The organism is Lacihabitans sp. CS3-21 (assembly GCF_024343675.1).
GTDB lineage: Bacteria > Bacteroidota > Bacteroidia > Cytophagales > Spirosomataceae > Leadbetterella.
In genome coordinates this window covers 1-26,211 of sequence record NZ_RJUD01000114.1, presented here as the reverse complement: position 1 = coordinate 26,211, position 26,211 = coordinate 1, and the positions used below count along the sequence as shown (strand labels likewise).

The following is a 26,211-nucleotide window of genomic DNA, read 5'->3' as shown; positions in this document are numbered from 1 at the left end:
TGGCATAAGGTTTGACTAACAGAACTATACCTTTTAGAAATAAAACAGTCAAATATTGAGTTTGACATATCATACATGCTAGATTTCGAAAATTTTAATAATATAGGTCTTTCAGGAAAAAATATTGAAAGTGTGGAGATGATTGAGATTGCTCCGCCTGACGAAGTCATGGAAGATGATAATAATTTACCTGAATTTCTTCCAATTTTACCACTTAGAAATACCGTTTTGTTTCCTGGAATTGTAATTCCGGTAACTGTTACTCGTACCAAAGGTACTAAACTGGTAAAAAAAGCTTACAAAGGGGATAAAACACTGGGAATAATTTCTCAGGTCCGTCAAACCAACGATGAACCTTCCGAAGACGATCTTTACAAAGTAGGGACCATTGCTCATATCATCAAAATGATTGTTCTGCCAGACGGTAATGTAACCATTATTTTGCAGGGTAGAAGAAGGTTTAAAGTGGATGAGTTTACCAAAACCGACCCCCATTTGATGGCCAAGGTTACTTATATCGAGGATCATTTTCCAAATCCAAAGAAAAAGGAAACCAAAGCCTTGATATCCAGCCTTAAAGAAGCCGCCTTGAATATCCTTAATCTCAATCCCGAGATTCCGAGAGATGCTCAGATTGCTATAAATAACATAGACACACCTAATTTTCTAACACATTTTCTTTCTTCCAATCTCAACATTGGCATTTCTGATAAGCAGTTGCTTTTAGAAACATTTGATGGCTACGAGCAAGCTACCAAGCTACTCGAACACATGATGAAGGAAGTGCAAGTGCTTGAAATAAAGAAAGATATACAAAGTAAGGCTTCGTCGGACATAGATCAGCAACAGAAAGAATATTATCTTCGTCAGCAAATAAAAGTGCTTCAGGAAGAGCTTGGAATGGATTCTCCGGACCAAGAAGTGGAGAAGCTACGGGCCAAAGGGGCGAAGAAAAAATGGTCGCCAGAGATTAATGAGCATTTCAATAAAGAACTCAATAAAATCATGCGTATGAACTCAATGGCACCAGAATATGGTGTTTCGGTAGGATACGCAGAGTTATTGGTAGATTTACCTTGGAACGAATACAGCAAAGATAATTTCTCTTTAGCGAGGGCAAAAAGAATACTTGATGGTGACCACTTTGGGTTGACTAAAGTGAAAGAGAGAATTCTTGAGTACTTGGCAGTACTGAAACTCCGTAATGACATGAAGGCTCCTTTACTTTGCCTTTATGGCCCTCCTGGAGTGGGTAAAACGTCTTTGGGGAAATCTATAGCGAAGGCCTTGGGTAGAGAATATGTAAGAATGGCCTTGGGCGGTGTACATGATGAGGCCGAAATTCGTGGACATAGAAAAACCTACATCGGTGCTATGCCTGGCAAAATCATCAACAATATTCAGAAGGCTAAGAAAAGTAATCCTGTATTTATCTTGGATGAAATTGATAAAATTTCAAGAGACCATCGTGGCGATCCGTCTAGTGCATTGCTGGAAGTGCTTGATCCTGAGCAAAATAATGCTTTCAAAGATAACTATCTAGAAGTAGATTATGACCTTTCGAAGGTGTTGTTTGTAGCCACCGCAAATGCTTTGGATACCATTCAACCAGCTTTGAGAGATAGAATGGAAATTATCGAATTGAGTGGGTACACAGTAGAAGAGAAAGTAGAGATTGCTAAGAGACATTTGTTGCCAAAACAAATTGAGCTTCACGGACTTACTCCGGGCATGTTCAAAATCACAAACGGAGCTATTGTTAAGCTTATAGAGGGTTACACCAGAGAGTCTGGCGTGAGGAGCTTAGAACATAAATTGGGTAGTTTGGTCAGAAAAATTGCCAAGTTTGTGGCCATGGAGGAGCAATACAATCCAAACGTCAAAGAAGCTGATGTGGAGCGATTATTGGGTCAGCCTATATTTGACAAAGATTTATATGAAGGAAATGACCTAGCAGGTGTAGTGACTGGCTTGGCTTGGACGCCTGTTGGTGGTGATATTTTGTTCATTGAGTCTAACTTAAGCAGAGGCAAAGGAGCTCTGACACTTTCTGGCCAACTGGGCGATGTAATGAAGGAATCTGCTGTAACGGCACTTTCATATTTGAAATCTCACGCTGAAGACTTGGGAATTGATTACAGAGTATTTGGAAATTATGACTTGCATATACACGTTCCGCAGGGAGCTGTGCCTAAAGACGGTCCATCTGCTGGTATTACGATGTTGGTTTCTATGGCCTCTATTTTTACCCAAAGAAAAATAAAGAAAGATATGGCCATGACGGGCGAAACCACACTACGTGGCAAGGTGTTACCGGTGGGAGGTATCAAAGAGAAGATATTGGCGGCCAAAAGAGCCAATATCAAGGAGATAGTGATGTGTTACAAAAATCAAAAAGACGTAGAGGAAATAGGGGAGGAGTATACTAAAGGTTTGACTTTCCATTATGTAAACTACGTTGAGGAGGTTTTGGAAATAGCCCTTCTTGAAGAAAAAGTAAAAAAGCCGATTGTTTTTAATTTTCCTGAAGAAACCAAGAAAGAATTAGTATAATGAAAAGGCCGAGAGGCCTTTTTTTATGAGTTTTTTGAAGTTTAGTAGAATGTTGTTACACAAAGTCACACAAAGAATTCACGAAGTTTCACAAAGAATTTGTTTGAGGAAATCATGGATTTAAAGATTTTAAGAATTGAACTTTGTATCTTAAAGATTTAATAATCAGTTCGTTGAATATTTTTTTCTTTATCTGACAACTTGTATTCCCTTTGTGAAACTTCGTGCTTCCTTCGTGAACCTTTGTGTAATAGCCAAGCCACCTATAACTCCTTTTCTAAGAAAAACTTCCCATTGGTAGTTTCCAAAAAAGCTTCAAAAGGAATTTCTTCTTGTTTAATAAAACCACTGGTTGGCAAAGTTTTCTGAGCCACCATTTCTACCACAGCAGCTATGGAAGCGGCAGTAGTCCATGAAATAGCTCGCCAATGCTCTCCATCTATAACTATGGGTTGAAATGGTCGATAATACTCCTCCCGCTTGATTTTGTCGTACTTCCAACCTTCCACCACTGCATAAACATAGACCACGTCTTCTTGAACAGGAGGTTTTGCGTTTGTAAGGATTTGTTCCAATTGTTGTCTGTCATCTTTCATGATCAATTCATAAAGCAAGAATTTCATGAGTTTACAATGTCCTGGATATCGCATGGTTTTGTAGTTTAGTGTATCCACTTTGCCTTCGAATGTCTCACACATGGTTCCTAAGCCACCAGAAGTACTAAAAGCCTCAAATTCCTCTCCGCCAATGTATATTTTCTCGAGTCCGTCCAATGCGGGCACCATTTTCTTTTTGCCATTATGAATCACCTCGCAATCATTGATGTATTCGTTGATAACTCCAGCAGGTGACCACGTAAACGAGTATCCCAGCAATCCATTCGGAAATTGTGGCAAAGCACCTACTCGAAGCTCAATATCTCGAATTTTATCAAATCTTTTGCACAAATCTGCACCTACTATACCTATAAATCCAGGAGCTAAACCACATTGCGGTGCCATCACCGCTTGGGCCGTTTCTGCCATTTGCCTGATAGCTTGGGTAGTTGGAACATCTTCCGTAAGATCAAAATAGTGAATGGCATTTTTGTGACAAATTTGAGCGATGGGGAGATTTAAGAAGTAGGGCATACAAGAAACTACCGCTTGAAATGCCGGGATGGTTTTTTCTAGGAAATCTATATCTGAGCAATCACCTCCAATAACTTCAAAAGGTAAGTTTAGGTCGTAATGTGGTGGATTTTTGTCTAAGCCTGTTACTTTGAATCTGTTGTTGAGTAATATCCCTACCAAAGAGCCAACTTTTCCCATGCCAATAACAAGGATTTTTGACCCATCTCTGAATGTGTTCATGATTTTTTTTATTTATGTTGAAATGTAAATGCGACGGCTAAAAAAATAGATGGTATTAAGCCGCAAAATCAGGAACAAACGAGCAAGCACTACGTAGGTAGGCCAGTCGGGCTAGGAGGAAGTTTAAATCGTTAAACAATGTGATTCTGTTTTACGAATCTAATTTACTGTAAAATTCTAAAAACTTAGACTTTTACACAAAAAAAAGGCGAAGAAATTCTCCGCCTTCTGATAATGTATTTTATGGAAATTAAACCGAAAAACTCTCTCCGCAGCCACAAGTACGGCTGGCATTGGGGTTTTTAAATTGAAATCCTTTGCCATTTAGGCCGTCGCTATAGTCTAGTTGGGTTCCAATTAGATATAGAAGACTCTTTTTGTCTACAAATATTTTTACGCCTTGGTCTTCATATATATGATCGTTGGGCTGTTGTTCTGCATCAAAAGCGAGGTCGTACATCAATCCAGAGCATCCGCCGCCTTCTACTGCTACGCGTATGCCGTGGTTTTCGTTTTTACCTTCCTTGCTTTTTAATTCCAAAATTTTATTTTTTGCCTGCTCTGTTACCGTAATCATTTCGAAATTAATTTATATTTACTCCTATTAAAACTTTAAATATAAATCAAAAGTTTCATGGCGAGACAAATAAAGTCAAAAAGGATACTGGACAAAATATATGAATATCAATCCTTAGGGACAAATTTGCGTTTTTATGAGGCCATGCGAAGTGAGTTTAAAACCGGCGATTTGCTATTTTTTTCAGGGGATCATTGGCTCTCAGGCTTGATTCGTTGGCGTAGTAAGTCGGCTTGGAGCCATGTAGGCATGGTGGTTAGGATCGAGGAATTGGACAGAGTTTTTTTGATTGAAAGTGTGTTGGAAGTTGGAGTAAGAATGTTGCCTTTGTCGTTTATTTACAAAGATTATGACGGAAAAAATAAACCCTACAAAGGCAGAGTTGCTTGGGCAAAGCATGAACTTTTGGCCAGCGACTTAGTCAAACAAAAAGCCGTCAAGGAGTTTTGCGTGGACAATCTCTCGAAACAATATGACAGAAAAGAGTATTGGCGAATACTCTGGCGAAGCTTTTGGGGTTTTGATAATTTCTTTCATGACGAAAAATATACCTGTGCAGAATACATTTATGAAGCATTCAAATATGCCAATATTGAACTACCCAAAGAGAAAGGAGTTTTTATCAGTCCAGGAGCTTTTTGGCGACAGAATGCCTTGGAAATGAAGGCTATACTTATTTGAGGGTGATTGTTTTTGGTTCTTTTAACAGGCGGATTTTGTTTCAATTTGGAAGAGTTCGAATCTGAATGAGCATTGATTTTCTGCTGGTGAAATCCGCATTTTACACCCACAAAGGGATTAGCCTTCTTATAGCTCGTGTCTTCGACCAGAGTAAAATGCAATACTATTTATTTCAATCTAACCTATTCACTCAATCATACAAAACATACTTCAATCTCATTTTTTTGTATGCTGAAAGACCCGGTTCCCACGATTTTTGAATTTCTTCGGCGGTTTTTCCTTCTTCTATTTGCTTTCTGAATTCATAAACGCCAGCCAGAAAATCTATGTTGCCCATTTGTTTGCTTTGGGTTCTGTCAAAAAACTTGGCTTTGTCTGGGTAGGCTTGGTATAGGTCAATCATCCATTGGAGGTTGATTCGCTTGGTTTTTCTCAGGTTTTTGATGTCATAATTCATCAAATCTATGCCGTAGCAGGTTTCATTCATGTGCAGGGGCGACTCACTCATACCTGGGATGCTTTTGGGTGTAAAGTTGAAAGTGTATTTGCCTTTTAATAACGGAGCTCCCAAAACCGTAAAGGGTACTTGAGTGCCTCGGCCTTGGCTCAGAATGGTGCCTTCAAACATACAAGTGGTTGGATAAAGCATAATGCTCTGTTGGGTATTGAGGTTTGGAGATGGTTTTATCGGTAAAACATAGTCCATGTCGTGCCTATAATTAGCGACTTTTACGATTTCAAGCTTGCATTTGGCTTGGTTGGGCAGCCAGCCTTCTCCATTTATCATCTGGGCAAATTCAGCTATGGTCATGCCGTGGGCTATCGGAATTGGAAACTGCCCGATGCCCGATTTTAGTCGCATATCCATGATGGGGCCGTCGATGAGGTAGCCATTGGGATTGGGTCTGTCGAGAATCAAGAGCGTTTTGTTGTGTTCAGCACAGGCTTCCATTACATCTCGCAAAACATTGATGTAGGTATAAAAACGACAGCCAACGTCTTGAATATCAAACATCATGAGGTCCACCTTGGCCAAGTCTTCGGCAGATGGTTTGCGTTTTTTGCCGTAGAGAGAAATGATTTTTATGCCTGTGGCTGGGTCGGTTTCGTCACTGACTTTAGCACCGTTGGAGGCATTTCCTCTAAAGCCATGCTCAGGTCCGAAAACCTTTACGATGTCGATTCCCAATTTTTGCAGACTATCTACCAAGTGGCTTTTGCCTATTATCGTGGTAGGATTTGCCAAAATTCCAACTCGTTTGCCTTTTAGAATCGATAAGTATTTGTCAGTTTGTTCTGCACCAGTTTTGATGGGTTCCGCTGCCGAATGGTAAATCTTCGGAGTACATTTAAAGCCAAGGGTAAAGGTCAATGCTACAAAAATCAAAAATAGGTGCGTTTTTTTCATAAAATGACGGCTATGAATTTTGAAAAAGGATTTTGAAAAACGTGACTATTGGTACTCCAATATGTCATCGATGAGGAATGAATCACCTGATTTAATGACCTTTATATCTCTTTTGTATTTTGCTTTGGCTTCTTTGTCCTCTATCATTACATCAAAAACCATAGTAGAGTCGGTCGACAAGTCGCTTTTGAGGGTACAGTTTGTTATACTGATTTTTACCCAATCCTGACCAGAAATCAGAAAACCCGTCCCAATTCCAGCGTATTTAGTGTCGTATTTGCTACCCCATTTTTTCTTGAAGGCCTCTTCGGTCATGCCGCCGTCGTAATCAATACTTATGGCGTCTGTTTTGTATTCTTCGTAGCTCTTGGTATAAATGCTTGCTTTTTTGTCTTGGTTTTCGTCTTCAAAAAGTGGGTCTGCAAACTCATTTTCGATGCTTTTAATCAACCAAACTTTGGCATCTTCACTCATCAGTCTTTTTACATTGTTGATGGAATCAAGTCTTAATGAATCTTGAATGGCAAGTGTATCGAGGGTGTCTTTTTGAGAATTTGTACAAGAAAAAATAACGAATAGTACGAATAGAAAACCAAGTATTTGTTTCATTTTTGAAGAAGAATTTTTAAAATTTGAGGTAAAGCAAAAGTAAACCTTATTTTTTCTTTTTCAAAAAATCTTCTTCTATTCGGAATCTTAGGATGTCTTGAATCAGTTCTTTGGGAAGTGGTTGGTCTATTGGGAACTGAATGGCTCCTTTGGAGTATTTGTAGTTTGTAAGTTGGGATTCGAAAGTCGTAATTCCGTTAGGCGTTGGGTAAAAACCAATGTGGTTTTTGTTGGCTGCAAAATACACCACTATGCCATTTTGTTTGTAAGCGGGCATGTTATAGCTAATGATTTCTTTGCAATTCGTGGCAATGGATGCTATGATTTCTCGCAGCTCTTGCATTTTGATTTGAGCAATTTCAGGGAAATCCAAAATGTACTCTTCAACGTTGGTGTATTTTTTCATTTCATTTTTTTAGGTTTTCGCTAATACGAAATTCTAAAATTTCTTTGATAAAATCTAGCGGAAGTACTTTGCTATGAGGAAATTGAACTGAACCTGTACCTGTTTTGTAAGGCTTAAATTTTTCTAAAAAATCAGGATGAAGATTGGGTACAGAGTATAAACCTATGTGATTTTTAAAAGCTGAAAAGTAAATTAAAATGCCATGATAGTTGTATGAAGGCATGGCATAGCTGATGTATTCCTCTACTTCAGGAACGGTAGATTTTATGAGATTTCTTATTTGAAGCAGTCTATTTTTTACTTCATCAGGAAAATCCGCAATGTAATCATCTACATTTTCCGCTACTTTATTACTTGCCGTCATGATTTTTAGGCGTTTATGAGCTTTTCAATATCCATTTTCCTCATTTGCATAAAGGCGTTGGAAACTCTTTCGGCTTTCATAGGATCCGACATGAGACTTCCTAAAATACTTGGGACTACTTGCCAAGAAACGCCAAATTGGTCTTTCAACCAGCCGCACATGCTTTCCTCCCCGTTTTCGGTGAGTTTGTTCCAGTAATAATCTATTTCTGTTTGGTCGGCACAAGTAATCACAAAGGACACAGCCTCATTGAACTTAAACATCGGACCGCCGTTCAGTCCCATAAACTTCTTGTCGTTGAGCTCAAAGTTTACAACCATTGGATTTTCGGAAAGGATTTTGGAGTTTTTGAAAATTCCACAGTAAAATTCTGCAGCTACCTTAGCTTTTCCGTCAAACCATAAGCAAGGAAAAATGTCTTCAGTCATATTAGTATCGGGTTATTTTTCACAAAGATTTTTAAGAGATTCTAAAGCTCGTGGCCACATTTCCTCAAACATAGGGGCATATTCTGGAGAAGTTTCCATTTCTATCAAAAGCTCGGTTTGATTTTCTTTCGGAAGTAAAATGTAGTTCTCAAAAGCGGGAGTCCATTTTTTCACTTCCTCGCTTGTGGTGTCAATAATGCCATTGCTGATAAATCCAAGATGCTCAATCGAAATAAATTCATGTTCCACATGCTCTTTAATTTTTGAATACATGCCTCCTATTCCGCCATCTTCATTGGGTCCGAGAAAGTGTATTTCGCTTCCCTTTTCCCAAGAACCCTCAAAACAAGAACCTTCATGAAATTCGCTCGCCCAGATTCTGTAGGTGGTATCTTGAAGCATGTTGTCCCATACTTTTTTTCGAGGAGCATCAATAACTATTGAAAATTTTAGCGTTTTCATAATTTGTAAAAAATTGAAATTTTTACAAATGTATCAAAAATGTACTGGCATTTGGCGAGTAGAATAAGACAAAATGAAGGTCTAATGCGTCAATTTAAATTAACAATTAGATATCTATGATAAGTATGTGCCTATGTGTTTATTTTTTTACACATAGGCACATAGAACACATTAGAAAATTCACTGATATGTTTTGATTGGTAAATTACTTGGCGTTTTTAGCGTCCACCCATTTTTTTGCATTCACAAAAGCTTCTAACCATGGGCTTACTTCATCGTTTTTGCGGTCAGCAGGGTAATGTGCCCAGTTCCATGGGAAAGTTGAACGCTCAATGTGTGGCATCATCACCAAGTGTCTTCCAGTAGCATCGCACATCATGGCCGTATTGAAATCTGATCCGTTTGGATTAGCTGGGTAGCTTTCGTAACCGTATTTTCCAACGATATTGTATTTTTCTTCTGAATAAGGAAGATTGAATTTCCCTTCTCCATGTGATACCCAAACACCCAAAGTAGCTCCTTCTAAAGTCGAAAGCATCACCGAGTGGTTTTTCTGAACTTTTACGGAAGTAAAAATACTTTCGTGTTTATGGGATTCATTATGAAGCATTTTGCCATGTATTTCATGCTCAGGATTGATTAATTCCAACTCCATAAACAACTGGCAACCATTGCAAATTCCTACCGAAAGTGTGTCTTCTCTGGCAAAGAATTTCTTCAAAGCTGTGTTGGCTTTCTCGTTGTACAAAAATGCCCCAGCCCAACCTTTTGCAGAACCCAAAACGTCTGAATTGGAGAATCCACCCACTGCTCCAATGAATTGAATATCTTCTAAGGTTTCTCTTCCAGAAATTAAATCTGTCATGTGCACATCTTTTACATCGAAACCAGCAAGAAACATGGCATTGGCCATTTCTCTTTCGGAGTTACTGCCTTTTTCACGGATGATAGCGGCTTTTGGCCTTTCGATGCCACTTATTATAGTTGGTTTTTCTCCAGAAAAATGCTGAGGAAAAGTATATTTTAAAGGCTGGCTTTTATAGTTTTCATAACGTGCCTCAGCTCTTTGGTTTTTAGATTGACGGCGATCTAGTAAAAATGAAGTTTTGAACCAAACATCCCGTAATTCGTTGATATTCAATTTTAATTCGTCAGAATTGTGTTTTATAGAAACTGTATTTCCTTCAACAACTTCACCTATTTTAAATAATTCTATTCCCTTATTTTTAAATTCAGATTCGATTTCAGCATCTGCTTGTAAAACCAATCCGATGTTTTCAGCAAAAAGAATTTGAACGAAATCGTTTTGAACGCCCCCTTCAGTGATTAGTGGGCTTAAATCATAATTTGCTCCCAAGTTTACATCTGCAAAACTCATTTCCAGCAAGGTTGTGATTAAACCACCGCTTCCGATATCATGACCAGCTTTTATTTTGTTGGCTATTATTAAAGCTTGGATGAGATTAAATGCGGTTGCAAAGTATACTGAATCTGTGATAGTTGGTACCGCTTTCCCGACTTTGTTTAAAACTTGTGCAAACGAACTTCCGCCCAATTTAAACGCATCTTTTGAAAGATTTACGTAATAAATGTTTCCTCCATTTCTTTGTAGAACTGGCTCTACAACTTGTTTGATATCTGAGCAACTGGCACCTGCCGAAATGATGACCGTTCCTGGAGCAATCACCTCGTCGTTGGGGTATTTTTGCTTCATCGAAAGGGAGTCTTTTCCTGTTGGGATATTGATGCCTAGCTCGATTGCGAAGTCTGAACAGCCTTTTACGGCTTCATACAATTTGGTGTCTTCACCCTCGTTTTTACATGCCCACATCCAGTTGGCCGAAAGCGAAACTGATTTCAAACCGTCTTTCAAAGGTGCCCAAACGATGTTTGAAAGAGCCTCACCTATGGCATTTCTAGAACCTGCCACAGGGTCAACCAATGCAGAAACTGGTGAATGACCGATAGTGGTGGCTATGCCTTCTTTTCCTTTGAAGTCTAGGGCCATTACACCCAAATTGTTAAGTGGCAATTGTAACGGACCAGCACATTGCTGCTTCGCCACGCGACCTCCAACGCAACGGTCCACTTTGTTGGTCAACCAGTCTTTACAAGCAACGGCCTCTAATTGAAGCACTTGTTTCAAGTAGGTTTCTATATTTTCTGCCGAATAACTGATCTCAGAGTAATTTCTGTCAATGGTTTTATCGGCCATGATGGTTTTTGGCGAACTGCCAAACATATCTGCAATTGCAAAATCCATTGGTTTTAAGCCAGTTGATTTCGACTCAAACGTAAATCTATGGTTGTTGGTTACCTCGCCAACCGTATACATAGGTGAGCGTTCGCGGTCAGCTATTGTTTTTAAAGTTACCAAATCTTTTTCGCCAATTACCAAACCCATACGTTCTTGCGACTCATTTCCGATGATTTCTTTGGCCGAAAGTGTCGGATCACCAACAGGCAATTTGTCTAAATCTATCAGACCTCCTGTTTCTTCTACCAATTCAGAAAGGCAGTTCAGGTGACCACCTGCTCCGTGGTCGTGAATAGATACAATTGGGTTATTCTCCGCTTCCACCAATCCTCTGATGGCATTAGCAGCTCTTTTTTGCATTTCTGGATTGGACCTTTGGACGGCATTTAGCTCAATGCCTGAGCCAAAAGCACCAGTATCTGCTGATGAAACTGCGGCTCCACCCATACCAATTCGATAGTTTTCTCCTCCCAAAATCACCACTTTGTCTCCTTCTTTGGGTGACTGTTTTATGGCTTGACTGGCTTTCCCATAACCAATTCCGCCTGCCATCATGATTACTTTGTCGAATCCTAGTTTTCTTGCATCTTCTTCGTGTTCGAAGGTAAGTAGAGAGCCAGAAATCAAAGGCTGTCCAAATTTGTTTCCAAAATCAGAGGCACCGTTTGAGGCTTTTATCAAGATGTCCATCGGTGTTTGGTACAACCATGGACGAGCCTTCATTGCATTTTCCCAAGGTCTTTCGTCGGCTAATCTTGAGTAAGATGTCATGTAAACTGCAGTTCCAGCCAAAGGCAAAGAACCTTGTCCACCAGCCAAACGGTCACGGATCTCGCCACCTGCACCAGTAGCTGCACCATTGAAAGGCTCAACGGTAGTTGGGAAATTATGGGTTTCGGCTTTTAAGGAAATCACCGACTCGAATTCTGTTTCCTGATAGAAATCTGGTTTATCTGCAGATTTTGGGGCAAATTGAGTTACAATCGGGCCTTTTACGAAAGCCACATTGTCTTTGTATGCCGATACGATATCGTTTGGATTTTCTTGGGAAGTTTTCTTTATAAGTTTGAAAAGAGAACTTGGTTTTTCTTCTCCATCGATCACAAAAGTTCCGTTGAAAATCTTGTGACGACAGTGTTCAGAGTTCACTTGTGAAAAACCAAAAACTTCAGAGTCAGTTAGTTTTCTTTCTAGTTTTGAGGATAAGTTTTCCAAATATTCAACTTCATCTTGGCTCAATGACAAGCCTTCTTTTTTGTTGTATTCGCCAATGTTTTCGATCTCTAGAATTGGCTCTGGTTGAATATTGATGGTGTAAATTTCTTGATTTAGCTCGCTGTATTTCTGCGAAAGCATTGGATCAAAGTCCTTAAAGTTAGCATCTACTGCATGAAATTCTTCGATTCTGATAATGCCAGAAATTCCCATGTTTTGGGTTATTTCTACCGCATTTGTACTCCAAGGTGTAATCATCGCTGCTCTTGGTCCTACGAAAACTGCACTCAGGTGGGCATCGCTTTGATTAACCTTAGTGTATTGATTATCAACTTCGGCATTAAACAACCAAAATAACTTTGGGAGATTTTCAGGTGCTAAATTGTCGAGAGTTTGAACGGCAAAAACGGTATCAGATAGGCTTCCGAAGAAATGAATCATTTTATCTTTGATTGGAATGAACTGCAAATTTAATTTATTAAAATAAAGAATACCAGAAAAAAATGGGGTAAAAACAATTTTGTAATAGCATTAAAAAATTTACTTCGGGAATTGAAAAATAGGTATATGCTCTTCTTCGAAAAAGAATATTTATTACAAGAATACTTCAATGATTTTCACCAGATCGGGTTTTTCGGCTTTGCTTTGTTTGAATATTTTCAATGTTTATATTTTATTGTTTATCTTGATTTTATTTCCCGAAAAAAACATGAACCGAAGAGATTTCATTCAAAATATTGCGATTGCACCCGCCCTTGGGCTCAGACTGGATGATAATAAAATATTAAAACCAAAAAGGCTTAAAGCTGGTGACACCATTGGACTGGTTTGCCCGGCGGCTCCTGCTTACAGCAAAGAAACATTTGAAGTAGTTGCGGAATCGATGCAGGCCTTGGGATTTAAGGTAAAATACGGTAAAAACATTTGGAAAAGATACGGATATTTGGCTGGCAATGATGCTGAACGTGCATCTGACATCAATGAAATGTTCGCTGATCCAACAGTTCATGGGATTTTATGTGTACATGGTGGATGGGGCTGTGCTCGTATTTTACCTCTACTTGACTATCAATTAATAAAAAAGAATCCGAAAGTAATTGTTGGATACTCCGATGTAACGGCCTTGCTGTTGGGCCTTCATGCTCAAACCGGTTTGGTGACTTTTCACGGACCAGTGGGTGGATCTACTTGGAATGATTTCTCGGTGAAATATTTTAAAAGTGTGTTAATGAATGCCGATAAGGTAAAGTATGAAAATCCTATAAATAAAGGCGACAATCTTACGCAGGTAGAAGATAGGATTTCAACAATAAATAGCGGTATTGCCAAAGGGAAATTGATTGGAGGTAATTTGACGGTTTTGTGCCATATTTTGGGTTCTAAATTTGTTCCAAATTTTAAAAATGCGATTGTTTTTTGTGAGGATGTACAAGAACAGCCATACAGTGTGGATAGAATGATTAACCACATGAAACTTTGTGGAGTTTTTGAAGAAATGAATGGTTTTGTTTTTGGAAAATGTACAAAATGTGAACCAGGTGAAGGAAGCTACGGTTCACTCACGCTAGAAGACCTTTGGGAGGACCACATAAAACCAACAAAAAAACCAGCCTTTGTTGGTTCCATGATTGGCCATATCAACAATAAATTTACAATCCCCATAGGTATAGAGGCTGAAATCAATGCTGACCAAGGCATAATTCAGTTTTTGGAGAGTGCGGTAGAATAAGGGATAAAATTGCCAAACTTCCACATAACTGAATAAGGGCTGAAAATGAAAGAACATTTAAACAGCCTCTAGGTATTTTTCTTACAACTTCACCTTATAAATCAACCCAAAAACTGGCCCTGGTGCATCTGTGCCTACCAAGTCAACATCATTAAATACACTCAAGTCAATTGAATTTTTCTTGTTGATTTTGTAGTTTATACCAACCTTTGGTCTAAGCTGATCTAGCGTGCCGCCGATTTGGAAGAAGAAATCGTTGGATAAGTACGGAGTAAAGTTCGATTTGTTATCGTAAGAAAGTTCAATTTTGTTTCTGATATAGCTTGCGTCAAATTCCGTTACACCGTCGTTGTCTTTAAATTGGTGTTGATACCTGAGTCTATTTTGAAACTTGATAACTCCAAATTTTTTGTCATAACTCAAATCGGCATAAAATCTGTGTCTTTGATTGAAATTCTTAGTTTCGTCCTTTTTTCTATTTACAAATCGGTAATAAATAGCAGCATCGAAGGCTTTGGATAATTTGTATTCACCTCCAAGTTCGAAAAGATAAGTTTGTAAGTAGGAAATATTATTATTAAATCTTGCTTGACCGTTGAGGTTTAAAGTGACTTTTTTTGTGACTTTCTTCTGTAAATTAATTCCTGATCTTAGCCCAACACCGTCTTGAGCATATACCGATATTATCCCAAAAAATAAGATTGTTAATAAAAGAAATTTTTTCATGTTGTTGTTTTTTAGTTTTCGTAATAAAAAATGGTGATATGAGCAGCATCCTTCAGGAAATCAATCTCTTGGATAATCACTCTGTGGATATTTAAACCAGTCCTTTGTTTCAAATCTAGTAAAAGTTCTTCCCTTTTGTCTGGTGTGATAAGTTGAATTTTATCATAATTAATCACTTTGGTGTGCTCTTTTTTAATAATCCAGCCGCCCTCTAATAAGGCTGTAAGTGCTAAAAGAATCATACACATGATGGCCAAGTCGTCCCATGAACCTTTGCTGATGGCAGTAATTAAACCAAGAGCAATTGAGAAAAAGAGATAAGTCATATCTTTTGCCGAGATATTTTCAGTTCGGTATCGCAGCATAGAGAAAACGGCAAAAAGACCAAAGGCTGCTCCCATACTCATCTCTACTTTATTCAGCAAATATGTAATCAGGAAAATGATGATGTTGAAGCCAAAGAAGGTTAAAAATAGATCTGTTCGCCGATAATGGCGAAAATAAATAAACCTAATAAGTAGGAATACCGCAGCGATATCTACCAAAAAACGTGAAATAAACTTAAAGGAAACCTTGTCAAACCATTGGAATGCTTCGGTGTTAGATACCAGTTCTTGCAAAAGAATCATATTGGGTTATTATTTTTTTTAAATGTAAAAATTTGGTTTTAAATCGATTGTGTTTAACATCTCTGTCCGTACTCATCACGCCTAAACAATACTTGCTGATTGAACCTGCTCTCAAATTGTATTTTTTAAAAACATCGATAATCGGAGAAGCTCCTAGTTTTTCTTGTTTCACCTCGGCCACCACCAGTTGATTGTAGATTACCTCATTTTGGTCTTTAATGAAAGTTAAATCCAAGTCAAAGGTGAGTCTTTCTTTGGATGTTTTGTTAACCAAAGTCATTCTCTTATAATTTACCATAAGATTACCCTTAAGTTCGACGGCAGACAAAGGTGTAGTTTTTTCAAGAAATTCTGCTTTTTCATTATTCAAAATTTCCTCAAAATTGTTAGGTTGTTTTATTCTCGTTTTTAACGTTCTACCCTTATTGTTTTTGTGTTTTATTTCAAAAAAAGACAGATTAGAACCCACATAATTTCTAAATCTTACTTTATATCTATTCAAACGTCCAGACTGGTGGGAGTGATACAATTGATAATCTTCGGTGTCATAATAAAGTGTCTCATACGTACAAAGTCGCTCATTGTTGATTTCCAGTAATTTATAAAATTCTCGGGCGTCATTCAAAATGTATGGAAGTAAATGAAGTGGTATCAAATACTTTACATCCATTCTATCCATTAGTTTCACACTTTCCATTTCACCCAGGGTTATTTTCTCAAAGAGCTGGGCTTCCTCATTAATTTTGTTTAGGAGGATTTCAGTATTCATATTGGTATGTTTTGGTTTGAATTAGGGTGCCTTTGGCATCGAAAGTCTTCTTGTCCTTTCTCAAACCTTTGTTATTAAAACTATATACGGACCTGCTTACCAAAATGTTATTGCCATTGTAAATATTTTCCTCTGATTTTTCTTCGTCATCATTATACTTGAAAGTCTCCTTGGCTGTTTGTTTGCCTGTAGCGTCAAAGCTTACTTTTTCGCTTTTCTCGTTGATATTGTTGTACTTATAAGTAATCCTTTCTTTGATTTTACCTAGATCATCATAGTTTATTTCTTCAAGAATATTGCCATTTTTGTCATACCGATAAAATGCATCTTTTATAGTTTTTCCTTCTTTAGAGATATTTTCCGTAACCGTTTTTATTTTGTTATTTTTAATATCTTTTTTTGACTGGGCAAAAACCAAGACTTGCGGGATAAAAACTAATATTAATAGGATACTTTTCATGACATTATTTTGATAAATATACATTAACTGACTGATTTCGTGATGCAACATGCTGTTTCAGTTGGGCAACAGCGGTAGTAAAGTTAGTATAATTTGACAAATAACTATAGGGTGCAGCTTCTTGAGATACCGCCGCAGATATCAGATTTGCTTCTTTGTCTATAATTCCACTCATTCTATTTGCTTGAAAATATTTTTCATTAAACTCTTTTACATAGGTCTTATATTTTGCTAAGTACGTTGCGTCGTCTGCTAAATATCTGATTAATGGCCAACTTGACCCTACTTCAGTCATTTCCAGTGACACTCCTCGCATTCCTCCCATTGGTGCATTACCTATTCCATTTGTGGTGGTTTCTGGCATGGAAAGGTTAAAGTCCCATGGAATCCAAGTTACTTTTCCAGTCTTTAACGGTGTATAAAGATAATAATTATGTGCCATTAGACCATAAGAGTCCCAATTTACAATAGTATTGTTGATGGCGAGGTACTTTAAGAAATGTTCGACATTGAAGGATTTCTCCAATGTTGTTCTCCATAATTCAGGATTTGTAGTTCTATTTGTAGCATTAAGAGCAGTGATAACCGCCTGAACATCAGAATAGTCACCCATGGTTTCGTTGGACTTTTTTTCGAAAAGACTTTGTGAGAATGTTGTAAAGTTTGACTCAGGTTTGTAAATATTGCCAGATTTTTCCCCGAATTGAGATTTTACCATGCTGTCGTCAATAACTTCTAACATAGTATAAACGCCACAATATTTCTGACCATCTCCAAAATCTATAAAAAGTTTATAAAAGGCCGTTTTTGCGGTAGGTATTCCCGCATCTCTGAACAAATCGTTCACTATTTTGTCTCTCATCAGCGAGTTGTCGCTATAGCCTGGCGACATAGAGAATTCCTTGAATCCATAAAATCTCTGGTCTTTTACCGAAGGAATTTCGTCTTCAAATTGATCAAATTCAAGCTTAAAGGGTAATTTATAAATACCAGAACCCCAAGCACCTTGTAAGCTAGAATTGCCTTTTAGTCTAAAGCCAACATTTTTCCATTCTTTTCCATTGAGTTTTACTGTTGATTTTACCCAAATTGGGTCACCCTTTATTATATCAACGGCTCCACCACCTCCATTTCCTCCGGGTTGTACCCCTCCATTACCGTTTGGTGGAAGGCCTGCATTACCACCTGGGAAGCCAGTAGGAGGTACCCCTACAATGCCCCCTGAAATAGAGTCTAATGGAGGGAAACCTCCCATTCCTCCTTGGATTCGGGTGGAATCTATCATTCCGCCACCTCCACCGATATTACCACCGCCGATTTGATTGCTTCTCGTACCAAAATCATAACCTGCCTTTGTTACCATGTCAGCCTTTATTGAATCCCATACGGCCTTGGTGAGAGTGATTTCAAGGGTGTTGATTTTGTCTTGCGGAAATACCGTTGCGTAGTCTGGTTCGGTTTCGTTCGAAGTGGCGGGGTCGGTATAAATTCGCTCGTTGAAGACATTGCACGACAATACTAAGAAAAGGGCAGTAACCGAAAAAACGGTTTTTAGGAATCGTTTCATAAAATTAATTTTTCATATTGGTAAATTGAACAAGAACAGTTTCACTAATGGCTCTCTACAGTTATATAGTAAGGCATTCGTGAGAAAATACTTTCAGAAATTTGTGTAAATAGAGCTAGAGCGTAATCTATAGTGAGCGTAAAAAATAGTCCTCATTTGGTAGTCTAAGGACTATTTTATTTGGCAATCAATTTAACCTACTGCTTCTTTTTAACATTTAGAATTAGCGTATCGGCGTTTATTCCAGTAAATATTCCCAGGCCATTTGTAATTGTACTTACTGGCGTAGCTATGTTTTGCGATGTTGTACTCGTGTTTTCATATAGTGCTGCATAATCTGGGTTTAATCGGTACAAAATGATAGCATACCGACCAAAATATTCAAAACTCTGTCCATTTATACTCGAAGAGTTGGTGAGTACTGGCTGATTGTTAAATCTTCTGGCTGGCCTTGCGGGAAAATTTCCATTCGAAGGAGGCGGAATCAAAATTTGCGTAGGATTACTTTCTATTGATTGTGCCGCTACAAAATGATAGACATTATCGGGGTTATCCCAAGTGATATTTATTGTTGAATTGGTTTCTTGCTGAAAACCCCCTCCAGGACCACCTTGCCCCGGTGTAAATCCTGCACTAAAGTCTCTTGCAATTCTTGCAATCTCTGTTAAATCTATTTTGAAATTTTCAGGAGCTTGGGGCAGGGTTGTTTCAGCTGATATTGTTCTATTGTTATGTGAAAATGACATTTTGTAGGTTGTGCCTGCTTTGCCTAGTTTCTGGGTAGAAACATAAGTGCCTTCTTCCTTTTCAGTTAAAATAACATCAAGTCCATCATCACCAGTAATTTTGATTTTAAGACCCTCGACAGGTTTTGAGTATGCCGAGTCTTCAGAGGTGTATGGGATTTCCGTATAAACTTTCATGCTTACAGTACTTCCAGGGGCCAAGTAAGCTTCAATAACTGGTCTATCTCCAGGTGTAATAATATTGTTTACTTCAATGCAACTCATTTGAGATAAAGACATTAATAGTATTTGTAAATATTTATTTTTCATTTTATTTCAATTTTAAGCTTAGTGTTAAATTAGGTGTAATTCCAAGATAAGTTACATCTGTGGTTTGCAACACAGATACGCCATCTTCTCTGATTACTTCAAATCTTTTATACCAAATATTGGTGCGGTTGTAAAGGTTAAAGACAGAAAACCCTATACTTCCATTTTTGAAATTATAGGTAGCAGAAGCATCCATTCGGTGATAATCGATAAATCTATTTGCGTTTTTGTCGGAAGGATTGGTGAAAGATTTGGTAGTTCCGTCGAGTAAAGTGAGGTCATATGCACCAATTATTGAAGTATAGGGTCTGCCGGTAGAATAAATCCAAGTGGCAGATAAATCCCAGTTTTTTACACTGTACGTGGCAACGGCTTTGAATTGATTTCTTACGTCTTGGTCTGAGTAATAAGGTAAATCGGAAAACGCACTAACATTACGCACAGCTTGGGAATATGTATATCCCAGCCAACCAGTAATTTTTCCAAATTTCTTTTGAGCCATTACATCCATACCTCTAATAGTTTCACTTCCATTGAAAAAAGTCTCCTCCGTGGCCAATCCTCCACCAGTAGGTCCTCCTGGTCCACCGGGGCCTCCTCCAGGGAACCCACCGCCACCAGTATTAAAACTAGGTACAAACCGCAAGGTATATTCTGTAATTCCAGTATTCTGTTTTTGATAGAACTCTACATCAAACAGGTAATTTTTGGTTTCATACGCGGCACCCAATATCAAGTGTTTTGATTGTGTAACAGGCAATGTTGAGCCGTTGGCCAATATCCAAAAGTTTCTATTACCTTGTGAAATGTCTTCTCTGTTAATTTGTTTAATAAACTGGTTATAGATGCCTCCACCACCTTTTATTTTTAGTTTGTCGGTTAATTTGTAATTGAATGTCAGCCTTGGTTCAACATATATTTTATTGGTTATATCAAAATGATTGATTCTGACCCCTGGAATAAGTTCAAGTTTATAATTTAACAAATTGAATCGATCTTGTAAATAAACAGAACTCAAAAATCCAGAATCGCTACGATTCAGAATAGTTGTGGTGTCATTTTGGGTATAATTAAAATCAATGCTGTTTTTGGTTATCATCGTCCCGAATTCTATTTGGTGATTTTTTGCGATTTTCCATTCCCAATCTGATTTCAATGAGAAGTCCTTTAGGTTATTCGACTCCACCCGACCTAGTCTATTATTGATTGTAGAGTCGCCTCTGGTGATAGAAATATTTCTTGAATTGTCCCTGTCGCTGTAATAATTCGAGTAACTAAGCAGCGTATTACCATAAAGTTTATTGTTCCACTGCCTCGACCATTTTAAGCTTGCTCCAGTATTTCCCCATTGTGACACATCGTTAGTTGTACTCCCCAAGCTGTTACCATTCCCTTGGAAAGGCCCGAATCCCGCGAAACTAGTTGTACTGCTATTGTCCATATTGTCGGTTCCGTTAAAAAAACTAAGTGACAATATGTCTTTTTTTGTAGGCTTAAAAGTAAGTTTTGTGTTCAAATCATAGAAGTAAGAGGAGGCCTTTTGTTCAGTTTGGAGGTTATTAAATCCACCTCTTCCACCAATGGGACCTTGTGGAGCATTCGTTTCAGAGGCTTCATTGTCAGTAAATTTTTTAAAAATTTTGTTGTAAAGTGGTCCTTTGTAAGACCTTCTACCTGCTACCAAAAAAGTGAATTTTTTACCAATTGGACTTTCAATGTAAGCGTTTGTACTCAACAAGTTGAGGTCAACTCCACCATTGAAAGTTTTGCTATTTCCTTCTTTTCCTGTTATTTCTGCAACCGCCGAAATTCTGCCTCCAAACCTTGCATCGAAGCCGCCTTTATACAGTTGGATGTCTTTGATGGCGTTGTAGTTGAAAGCCGAGAAAAAACCGAAAAGGTGATCAACGTTGTATACCGTAAAACCATCATAAAGCACCAAAGTTTGGTCAGGGGTGCCGCCTCTTACATACAAACCCGATGAAGATTCGTTAGATGCACTCACGCCCGGCATAAGCTGAAAAGCTCTAAATGGGTCTTTTTCACCTACATTTGGTAGTTTAGCTATATTTTTTGGAGTCATTTTTATCATACCCACCACTTGATTTGCCTGAACCATCTCCGTTTTTTCACCACTTACTACCAGTTCCTCCAAGCTTTTGGCATCACTTTGAATTTCTATAGTTAAGTTTTTAACTGGGGTTTGCGGGGTTATTCTAAATGTTTTATTGATATAACCCACATAGCTGGTTTTCAATAAAACAGTATCGGAGGGGACGTTTTGAAGTGAAAAATAGCCGTCGACATTGGTTTGTGTAGAAATTCCGACACTTCCCAAAACACTTATTGTCGCAAAAGGCAGCGTTTCACCCGAGTTACCATCTTTGACAACTCCAGAGATTGTAAAATCCTTTTTGGTTGGTTGAAATGGTGAAAAGGTAGGTTCTTTTTGACTTTCAATAAATACCGATTTCTTCAACAATTTTGCAAAATTCGGATTTTCCATTTTGTAAATTAGGTCCAAATTGTTTTGCTTAATTAAAGTTTCTAAAAACTCCTGAAGGTTTTGATTATCAACCCAAATGGTGATTTTTTTTGGAGGAATTTCTTGGTCATCTACCGCCACTTTTACCCCATATTTCCATTGGATGTCCTCCAAAATATCCTTTATGGACATTTCATTATATTTGGCACTTTTTATTTTCAGGATTTTTTGTTGGGAAAATCCAAACGAAATGGAAATAAGAAAAACAGCAAAAATAAATATAGATTTTTTTGTCATAATAAAGGTTACTGATAAGTGTTAAAAAACTAATAGAAAGAGCGATTTTATATGTAAAGGTGTTCTTAAGGCATTTTGAAAGTGTTTAAGTTTATATTCAAAAGTCTTTACGATAGGCTATTTTTTTTTGTTGCCTGAAATATAAAGGGTGTATATCGATAAATTATTTGTGTAGATTTCCATCTACACTTTTGGCCTGTGTTTATACAAATGATAGGCTATTTGTGGTTTTTAATTGAAGTTTGCGTATTGATATAAAAAGGATTCTATAATGAAGTTGACAGGCAAATATTCAATACTCATACAAGTTGTCGCATGGATGATGTATTTCATCATTCCATTTTTAATGATGCCAAATTTTGGGCATATTTCTAGTAATGGTTTCAAGTTCCTGTTACTACATTCTTTACAGCTTAATTTATTTTCTGTTGTTTTATTTTATGTCAATTTTTTGTATTTGGTGCCGAGGTTATTATTCACTAACCAAATCAAAAAGTATATTTTAGTCCTTTTTGTGTTTTTGTTTTCACAATTATTGATGAATTATACATTGGACTTGTTCTTTTTGCCCAAAATGCAATTTCCTAAAGTTCCATCTAACAATTTCAATGGAATTGCTCCTCCTAAAATGCCAAATGGCTTCTTTAAACCTCAATTAATAGGCACGCTATTTTCGTTTTTTTTGATAACGATATTGAGTACTTTAATGGCTCTTTTTTTCGAGCGAATAAAAAATTATGAAGAAAAAAAGCAAATTCAATTTGAGAAAACAGCTGCTGAACTTTCGGCATTAAAACTCCAAATAAGCCCACATTTTTTGTTCAATACCCTCAATAATATTCGCTGGTTGGCCCGTAAAAAGTCAGATTTAACCGAAGATGCAATAGTGAAATTAGCAACCTTGTTACGGTATATCATTTACCAAGCGAATGAGCAGAAGGTAGCCTTGGTCCTGGAAATTAATAATTTAAAGGATTTTATAGGTCTTCAAGAAATGAGAATTGGCAATAATACCAATGTGAGTTTTGAAGTAAGTGGTTTAGTTGAGGATTATGAAATAGAACCTTTGCTATTTATTCCTTTCGTTGAAAATGCGTTTAAGTATGGCGTAAGTGATACAGCAGATTCTGATATTACGATAGATTTAAAATTGGTAGGGAATGTGTTGATATTCAAAGTGAGTAATTCAATTTTTAGAAATCAATATTTTGAAAATAAAGAGAATACAGGCCTCGGAATAGAAAACGTGAGACAAAGGCTTTGTTTATTATATCCGTATGCTCATACGCTGAATATTTTCGAAAATGATAATAAGTTTACTGTAAGTTTAAGAATCGAATTGATAAATGGAGAAAATTAAGTGTATCGCCATAGACGATGAACCCTTTGCTTTGGAAATCCTTTCTGAAGATATTGGCAAAGTGCCATTTTTAGAACTGAAAGGTAAATTTTCGAGCCCAATTTTGGTCAAAGATAATCTTGATAATATAGACTTGATTTTTTTAGATATTCAAATGCCAAACATTTCTGGTATACATTTTTTAAGAAACCTTGAAAATCCGCCAATGGTCATTTTCACCACTGCGTTTCATCAATATGCCATGGATGGTTTCGATTTGAAAGTGATAGACTATCTACTAAAACCTATTCCCTATGAGCGTTTTCTTCAGGCTGTAGAACACGCAAGAGAACTATTTGAACTTAGATTGCAAAGGCAAAAAAAAGAAAAACATTTTCTTGTAGTTTATTCTGAATATAAGCAAATTAAGGTTTTTTCTGAAGATATTGTTTATATAGAAGGGCTCAAAGATTACGTAAAAATTTACCTTCATAATCAGCCAAAACCAATACTTACAAGACTCAATTTGAAAGGTATTTTGGAAAAATTACCTCAAAACCAATTCTCTAGGGTGCACAATTCATTTATTGTTTCTATGACTCAAATTCAATCCTTCCAGAAAAACTTTATTTTTTTACAAAATGGGCAGCAAATACCTGTCGGAGCCAAGTTTTTGAAAGGTTTTTTTGAAAAAATCAAACAAATATAGAATTATGCCTTTGCCAAAATTTTAACTGCTGCTACAAAGGCATCCAGCTCAGCAATTGAAGTATAGATATTTGGCGTAATTCTACAACCAAACACACTTTGGCCTTCTATTCCAACCGTCCATATTTTGTGATTGGACAATAGTTTTTCTGCCATTTCAGTCGGTTTCATATTTTTAAGTCCAACATTTCCGATTCCGCAGGCTCTATCTGCATCAAAAGGCGTGTTGATGACTACATTTGGCACATCTTTTAGCCTTTCCATCCAATAGTTTCTAATATATTTAAGTCTTGCTTCTTTGCGTTTTATGCCTATTTTTTGCAAATATGCTAGCGAATTCATGATACTTATATCGGTATGAACTGCCGGCGTACCCGTGTGGTTGAGCCTTCTAATGTCATCTTGAGCTAAGCCACTTTCACCAAAAATTGGCCAGAGGTTTTTGATTTTATCTTTTCTTACATACAAAAAACCAACACCAAGAGGTGAACTGAGCCATTTGTGAAGGCTAGTGCCATAGTAGTCGCAGCCTAGGTCAGATAGTTTGTAATCAAAATGTGCAAATGCATGGGCTCCATCTACCAAAACATCTACTCCATGGCTATGAGCCATGTCTGATATTTTTTTAATGGGCAAAATTTGCCCAGTAATGTTTATGATATGGCTGACCATCAGAAGCCTAGTTTTAGAGGTAATGGCGGCCTCATACATTTTTACTATTTCTTCATCGTTTTTGGGATGCAGAGGTACTGATAGAATCCTATTTTTCATGCCATACCTTTCGGCCATCAATTCAAAGTGCTGAATCATAGAGCCATAGTCTTGTTCTGCCATAATAGCTTCGTCTCCAGGTTTCCAGTCATAGCCAGATATTACAGAATCTAGCGATTCTGTAGCATTTCTTGTTACTACTATTTCATCTGTTCCACAGCCTGCTACTTCGGCCAATTGTTTTCTTACTTTTTCATTATCTGCAAACCTGGTTTTCCTCATGTAGTAAGATCCCAAGAGGTTTACTTCTTCTATATTTTTAAGAAATGCCTTGTGGATTGGACTCGGAGTGATGCAATAATATCCGTTTTCAAGGTTGATATATGCTGGATTGAGTTTATATTCTGCTCTTATTTGTTTCCAAAATTTTTCGTCTTCAGCGAGTATTTCTGGACTAACGTTTTCTGCATCTTTTAAGGTTGTTAGAAATGTTTTGCTAAAAACTGGAGTTGATAGAGCCGAAAGTCCAATAGTTTTCAAGAATTGCCTTTTGTTCATAAGAGAAGTTTTATAAGGCAATTTAATGAAAAATCTAAAATATTCTTGAAATAATCGACTGAACTTTATAGAACTAATTTTAAGAGCGATATTTTATTTCTATTGAAATACGGCCATATAGGATTAAATCTATTTTGATGGAACAAAAAGGATTATTTTCAGATTTAATGAACTCAGTAATTCTAAACTAACTTTTCATTAACCAATTAACCAATTAACCAATTAACCAATTAACCAATTAACCAATTAACCAATTAACCAATTAACCCCCTTCGACTTCGCTCAGGGCGAAATTAACCAATTAACCAATTAACCAATTAACCAATTAACCAATTAACCCCCTTCGACTTCGCTCAGGGCGAGAATTAACCAATTAACCCCCTTCGACTTCGCTCAGGGCGAGAATTAACCAATTAACCCCCTTCGACTTCGCTCAGGGCGAGAATTAACCAATTAACCCCCTTCGACTTCGCTCAGGGCGAGAATTAACCAATTAACCCCCTTCGACTTCGCTCAGGGCGAGAATTAACCAATTAACCCCCTTCGACTTCGCTCAGGGCGAGAATTAACCAATTAACCCCCTTCGACTTCGCTCAGGGCGAGAATTAACCAATTAACCCCCTTCGACTTCGCTCAGGGCGAGAATTAACCAATTAACCTCCTTCGACTTCGCTCAGGGCGAGAATTAACCAATTAACCTCCTTCGACTTCGCTCAGGGCGAGAATTAACCAATTAACCCCCTTCGACTTCGCTCAGGGCGAGAATTAACCAATTAACCCCCTTCGACTTCGCTCAGGGCGAGAATTAACCAATTAACCTCCTTCGACTTCGCTCAGGGCGAGAATTAACCAATTAACCTCCTTCG

General features: G+C 37.6%; 22 protein-coding genes. 5 read left to right on the top strand and 17 right to left on the bottom strand.

The features are described from left to right. Positions 1-75: 75 nt before the first annotated feature. A complete protein-coding gene (lon, locus tag EGI24_RS21115; RefSeq protein WP_255050627.1) occupies positions 76-2,553 on the top strand; it encodes an endopeptidase La in 2,478 nt (825 codons plus the stop codon). Between the two features lie 263 nt (positions 2,554-2,816). On the opposite strand, the gene EGI24_RS21110 is transcribed toward lon, so the two are convergent. Together EGI24_RS21110 and EGI24_RS21105 are read right to left on the bottom strand one after the other, a co-directional pair. Next, a complete protein-coding gene (locus EGI24_RS21110) occupies positions 2,817-3,905 on the bottom strand; it encodes a saccharopine dehydrogenase family protein (protein WP_255050626.1) in 1,089 nt (362 codons plus the stop codon). Positions 3,906-4,155: 250 nt separating this feature from the next. Then, positions 4,156-4,482, bottom strand: a complete 327-nt coding sequence (locus EGI24_RS21105; protein WP_255036851.1) for an iron-sulfur cluster assembly accessory protein — start codon at positions 4,480-4,482, stop codon at positions 4,156-4,158. Positions 4,483-4,539: 57 nt separating this feature from the next. On the opposite strand from EGI24_RS21105, the gene EGI24_RS21100 reads away from it, so the two are divergent. Beyond that, positions 4,540-5,163 (top strand): YiiX/YebB-like N1pC/P60 family cysteine hydrolase, encoded by a 624-nt coding sequence (locus EGI24_RS21100; protein ID WP_255050625.1) that lies wholly within the window; start codon positions 4,540-4,542, stop codon positions 5,161-5,163. A gap of 190 nt (positions 5,164-5,353) precedes the next feature. On the opposite strand, the gene EGI24_RS21095 is transcribed toward EGI24_RS21100, so the two are convergent. From EGI24_RS21095 to purL, 7 genes are all read right to left on the bottom strand, one after another. After that, positions 5,354-6,571, bottom strand: a complete 1,218-nt coding sequence (locus tag EGI24_RS21095) for an exo-beta-N-acetylmuramidase NamZ domain-containing protein (protein ID WP_255050624.1) — start codon at positions 6,569-6,571, stop codon at positions 5,354-5,356. A 45-nt stretch (positions 6,572-6,616) separates the two neighbouring features. Further along, positions 6,617-7,180, bottom strand: coding sequence for a hypothetical protein (locus tag EGI24_RS21090; RefSeq protein WP_255050623.1), 564 nt, complete (start codon positions 7,178-7,180; stop codon positions 6,617-6,619). Between the two features lie 46 nt (positions 7,181-7,226). Beyond that, complete coding sequence (locus EGI24_RS21085) at positions 7,227-7,586, bottom strand: iron chaperone (protein ID WP_255050622.1); 360 nt, start codon at positions 7,584-7,586, stop codon at positions 7,227-7,229. A gap of 1 nt (position 7,587) precedes the next feature. After that, positions 7,588-7,950: an iron chaperone gene (locus EGI24_RS21080; RefSeq protein ID WP_255050621.1), complete on the bottom strand. Its 363-nt coding sequence runs from the start codon at positions 7,948-7,950 to the stop codon at positions 7,588-7,590. A 5-nt stretch (positions 7,951-7,955) separates the two neighbouring features. Beyond that, positions 7,956-8,378, bottom strand: a complete 423-nt coding sequence (locus EGI24_RS21075; protein ID WP_255050620.1) for a VOC family protein — start codon at positions 8,376-8,378, stop codon at positions 7,956-7,958. Positions 8,379-8,390: 12 nt separating this feature from the next. Continuing rightward, positions 8,391-8,840: an SRPBCC domain-containing protein gene (locus EGI24_RS21070; RefSeq protein WP_255050618.1), complete on the bottom strand. Its 450-nt coding sequence runs from the start codon at positions 8,838-8,840 to the stop codon at positions 8,391-8,393. A 205-nt stretch (positions 8,841-9,045) separates the two neighbouring features. Continuing rightward, entirely contained in the window at positions 9,046-12,753 is a 3,708-nt protein-coding gene (gene purL / locus EGI24_RS21065) for a phosphoribosylformylglycinamidine synthase (RefSeq protein WP_255050616.1), read from the bottom strand. Positions 12,754-13,021: 268 nt separating this feature from the next. On the opposite strand from purL, the gene EGI24_RS21060 reads away from it, so the two are divergent. Beyond that, the gene (locus tag EGI24_RS21060) at positions 13,022-14,041 is read left to right on the top strand and encodes an LD-carboxypeptidase (protein WP_255050615.1); all 1,020 of its coding nucleotides are present in this window, start codon (positions 13,022-13,024) and stop codon (positions 14,039-14,041) included. 81 nt (positions 14,042-14,122) lie between these two features. Here EGI24_RS21060 and EGI24_RS21055 read toward each other — a convergent pair whose 3' ends face one another. The 7 genes from EGI24_RS21055 to EGI24_RS21025 form a co-directional block, all read right to left on the bottom strand. Continuing rightward, on the bottom strand, positions 14,123-14,767 hold the full coding sequence (locus tag EGI24_RS21055; RefSeq protein ID WP_255050614.1) for a DUF2490 domain-containing protein: 645 nt from the start codon (positions 14,765-14,767) through the stop codon (positions 14,123-14,125). Between the two features lie 11 nt (positions 14,768-14,778). Further along, complete coding sequence (locus tag EGI24_RS21050; RefSeq protein WP_255050613.1) at positions 14,779-15,396, bottom strand: DUF4956 domain-containing protein; 618 nt, start codon at positions 15,394-15,396, stop codon at positions 14,779-14,781. After that, positions 15,368-16,165: a polyphosphate polymerase domain-containing protein gene (locus EGI24_RS21045; RefSeq protein ID WP_255050612.1), complete on the bottom strand. Its 798-nt coding sequence runs from the start codon at positions 16,163-16,165 to the stop codon at positions 15,368-15,370. The genes EGI24_RS21050 and EGI24_RS21045 overlap by 29 nt, the downstream gene beginning before the upstream one ends. Further along, on the bottom strand, positions 16,155-16,625 hold the full coding sequence (locus EGI24_RS21040; protein ID WP_255050611.1) for a hypothetical protein: 471 nt from the start codon (positions 16,623-16,625) through the stop codon (positions 16,155-16,157). Before EGI24_RS21040 ends, EGI24_RS21045 begins: the two co-directional genes overlap by 11 nt. 4 nt (positions 16,626-16,629) lie before the next feature. Then, positions 16,630-18,192: a CotH kinase family protein gene (locus EGI24_RS21035; protein WP_255050610.1), complete on the bottom strand. Its 1,563-nt coding sequence runs from the start codon at positions 18,190-18,192 to the stop codon at positions 16,630-16,632. Between the two features lie 197 nt (positions 18,193-18,389). Next, positions 18,390-19,247 (bottom strand): DUF4249 family protein, encoded by an 858-nt coding sequence (locus EGI24_RS21030; protein ID WP_255050609.1) that lies wholly within the window; start codon positions 19,245-19,247, stop codon positions 18,390-18,392. A gap of 1 nt (position 19,248) precedes the next feature. After that, on the bottom strand, positions 19,249-21,924 hold the full coding sequence (locus EGI24_RS21025) for a carboxypeptidase-like regulatory domain-containing protein (RefSeq protein ID WP_255050608.1): 2,676 nt from the start codon (positions 21,922-21,924) through the stop codon (positions 19,249-19,251). Positions 21,925-22,603: 679 nt separating this feature from the next. On the opposite strand from EGI24_RS21025, the gene EGI24_RS21020 reads away from it, so the two are divergent. Together EGI24_RS21020 and EGI24_RS21015 are read left to right on the top strand one after the other, a co-directional pair. Next, a complete protein-coding gene (locus tag EGI24_RS21020) occupies positions 22,604-23,389 on the top strand; it encodes a sensor histidine kinase (protein ID WP_255050607.1) in 786 nt (261 codons plus the stop codon). Continuing rightward, positions 23,376-24,077, top strand: coding sequence for a LytTR family DNA-binding domain-containing protein (locus EGI24_RS21015; protein ID WP_255050606.1), 702 nt, complete (start codon positions 23,376-23,378; stop codon positions 24,075-24,077). Before EGI24_RS21020 ends, EGI24_RS21015 begins: the two co-directional genes overlap by 14 nt. Before the next feature lie 2 nt (positions 24,078-24,079). Here EGI24_RS21015 and EGI24_RS21010 read toward each other — a convergent pair whose 3' ends face one another. Continuing rightward, positions 24,080-25,345, bottom strand: a complete 1,266-nt coding sequence (locus tag EGI24_RS21010) for an aminotransferase class V-fold PLP-dependent enzyme (RefSeq protein ID WP_255050605.1) — start codon at positions 25,343-25,345, stop codon at positions 24,080-24,082. Positions 25,346-26,211 lie beyond the last annotated feature (866 nt).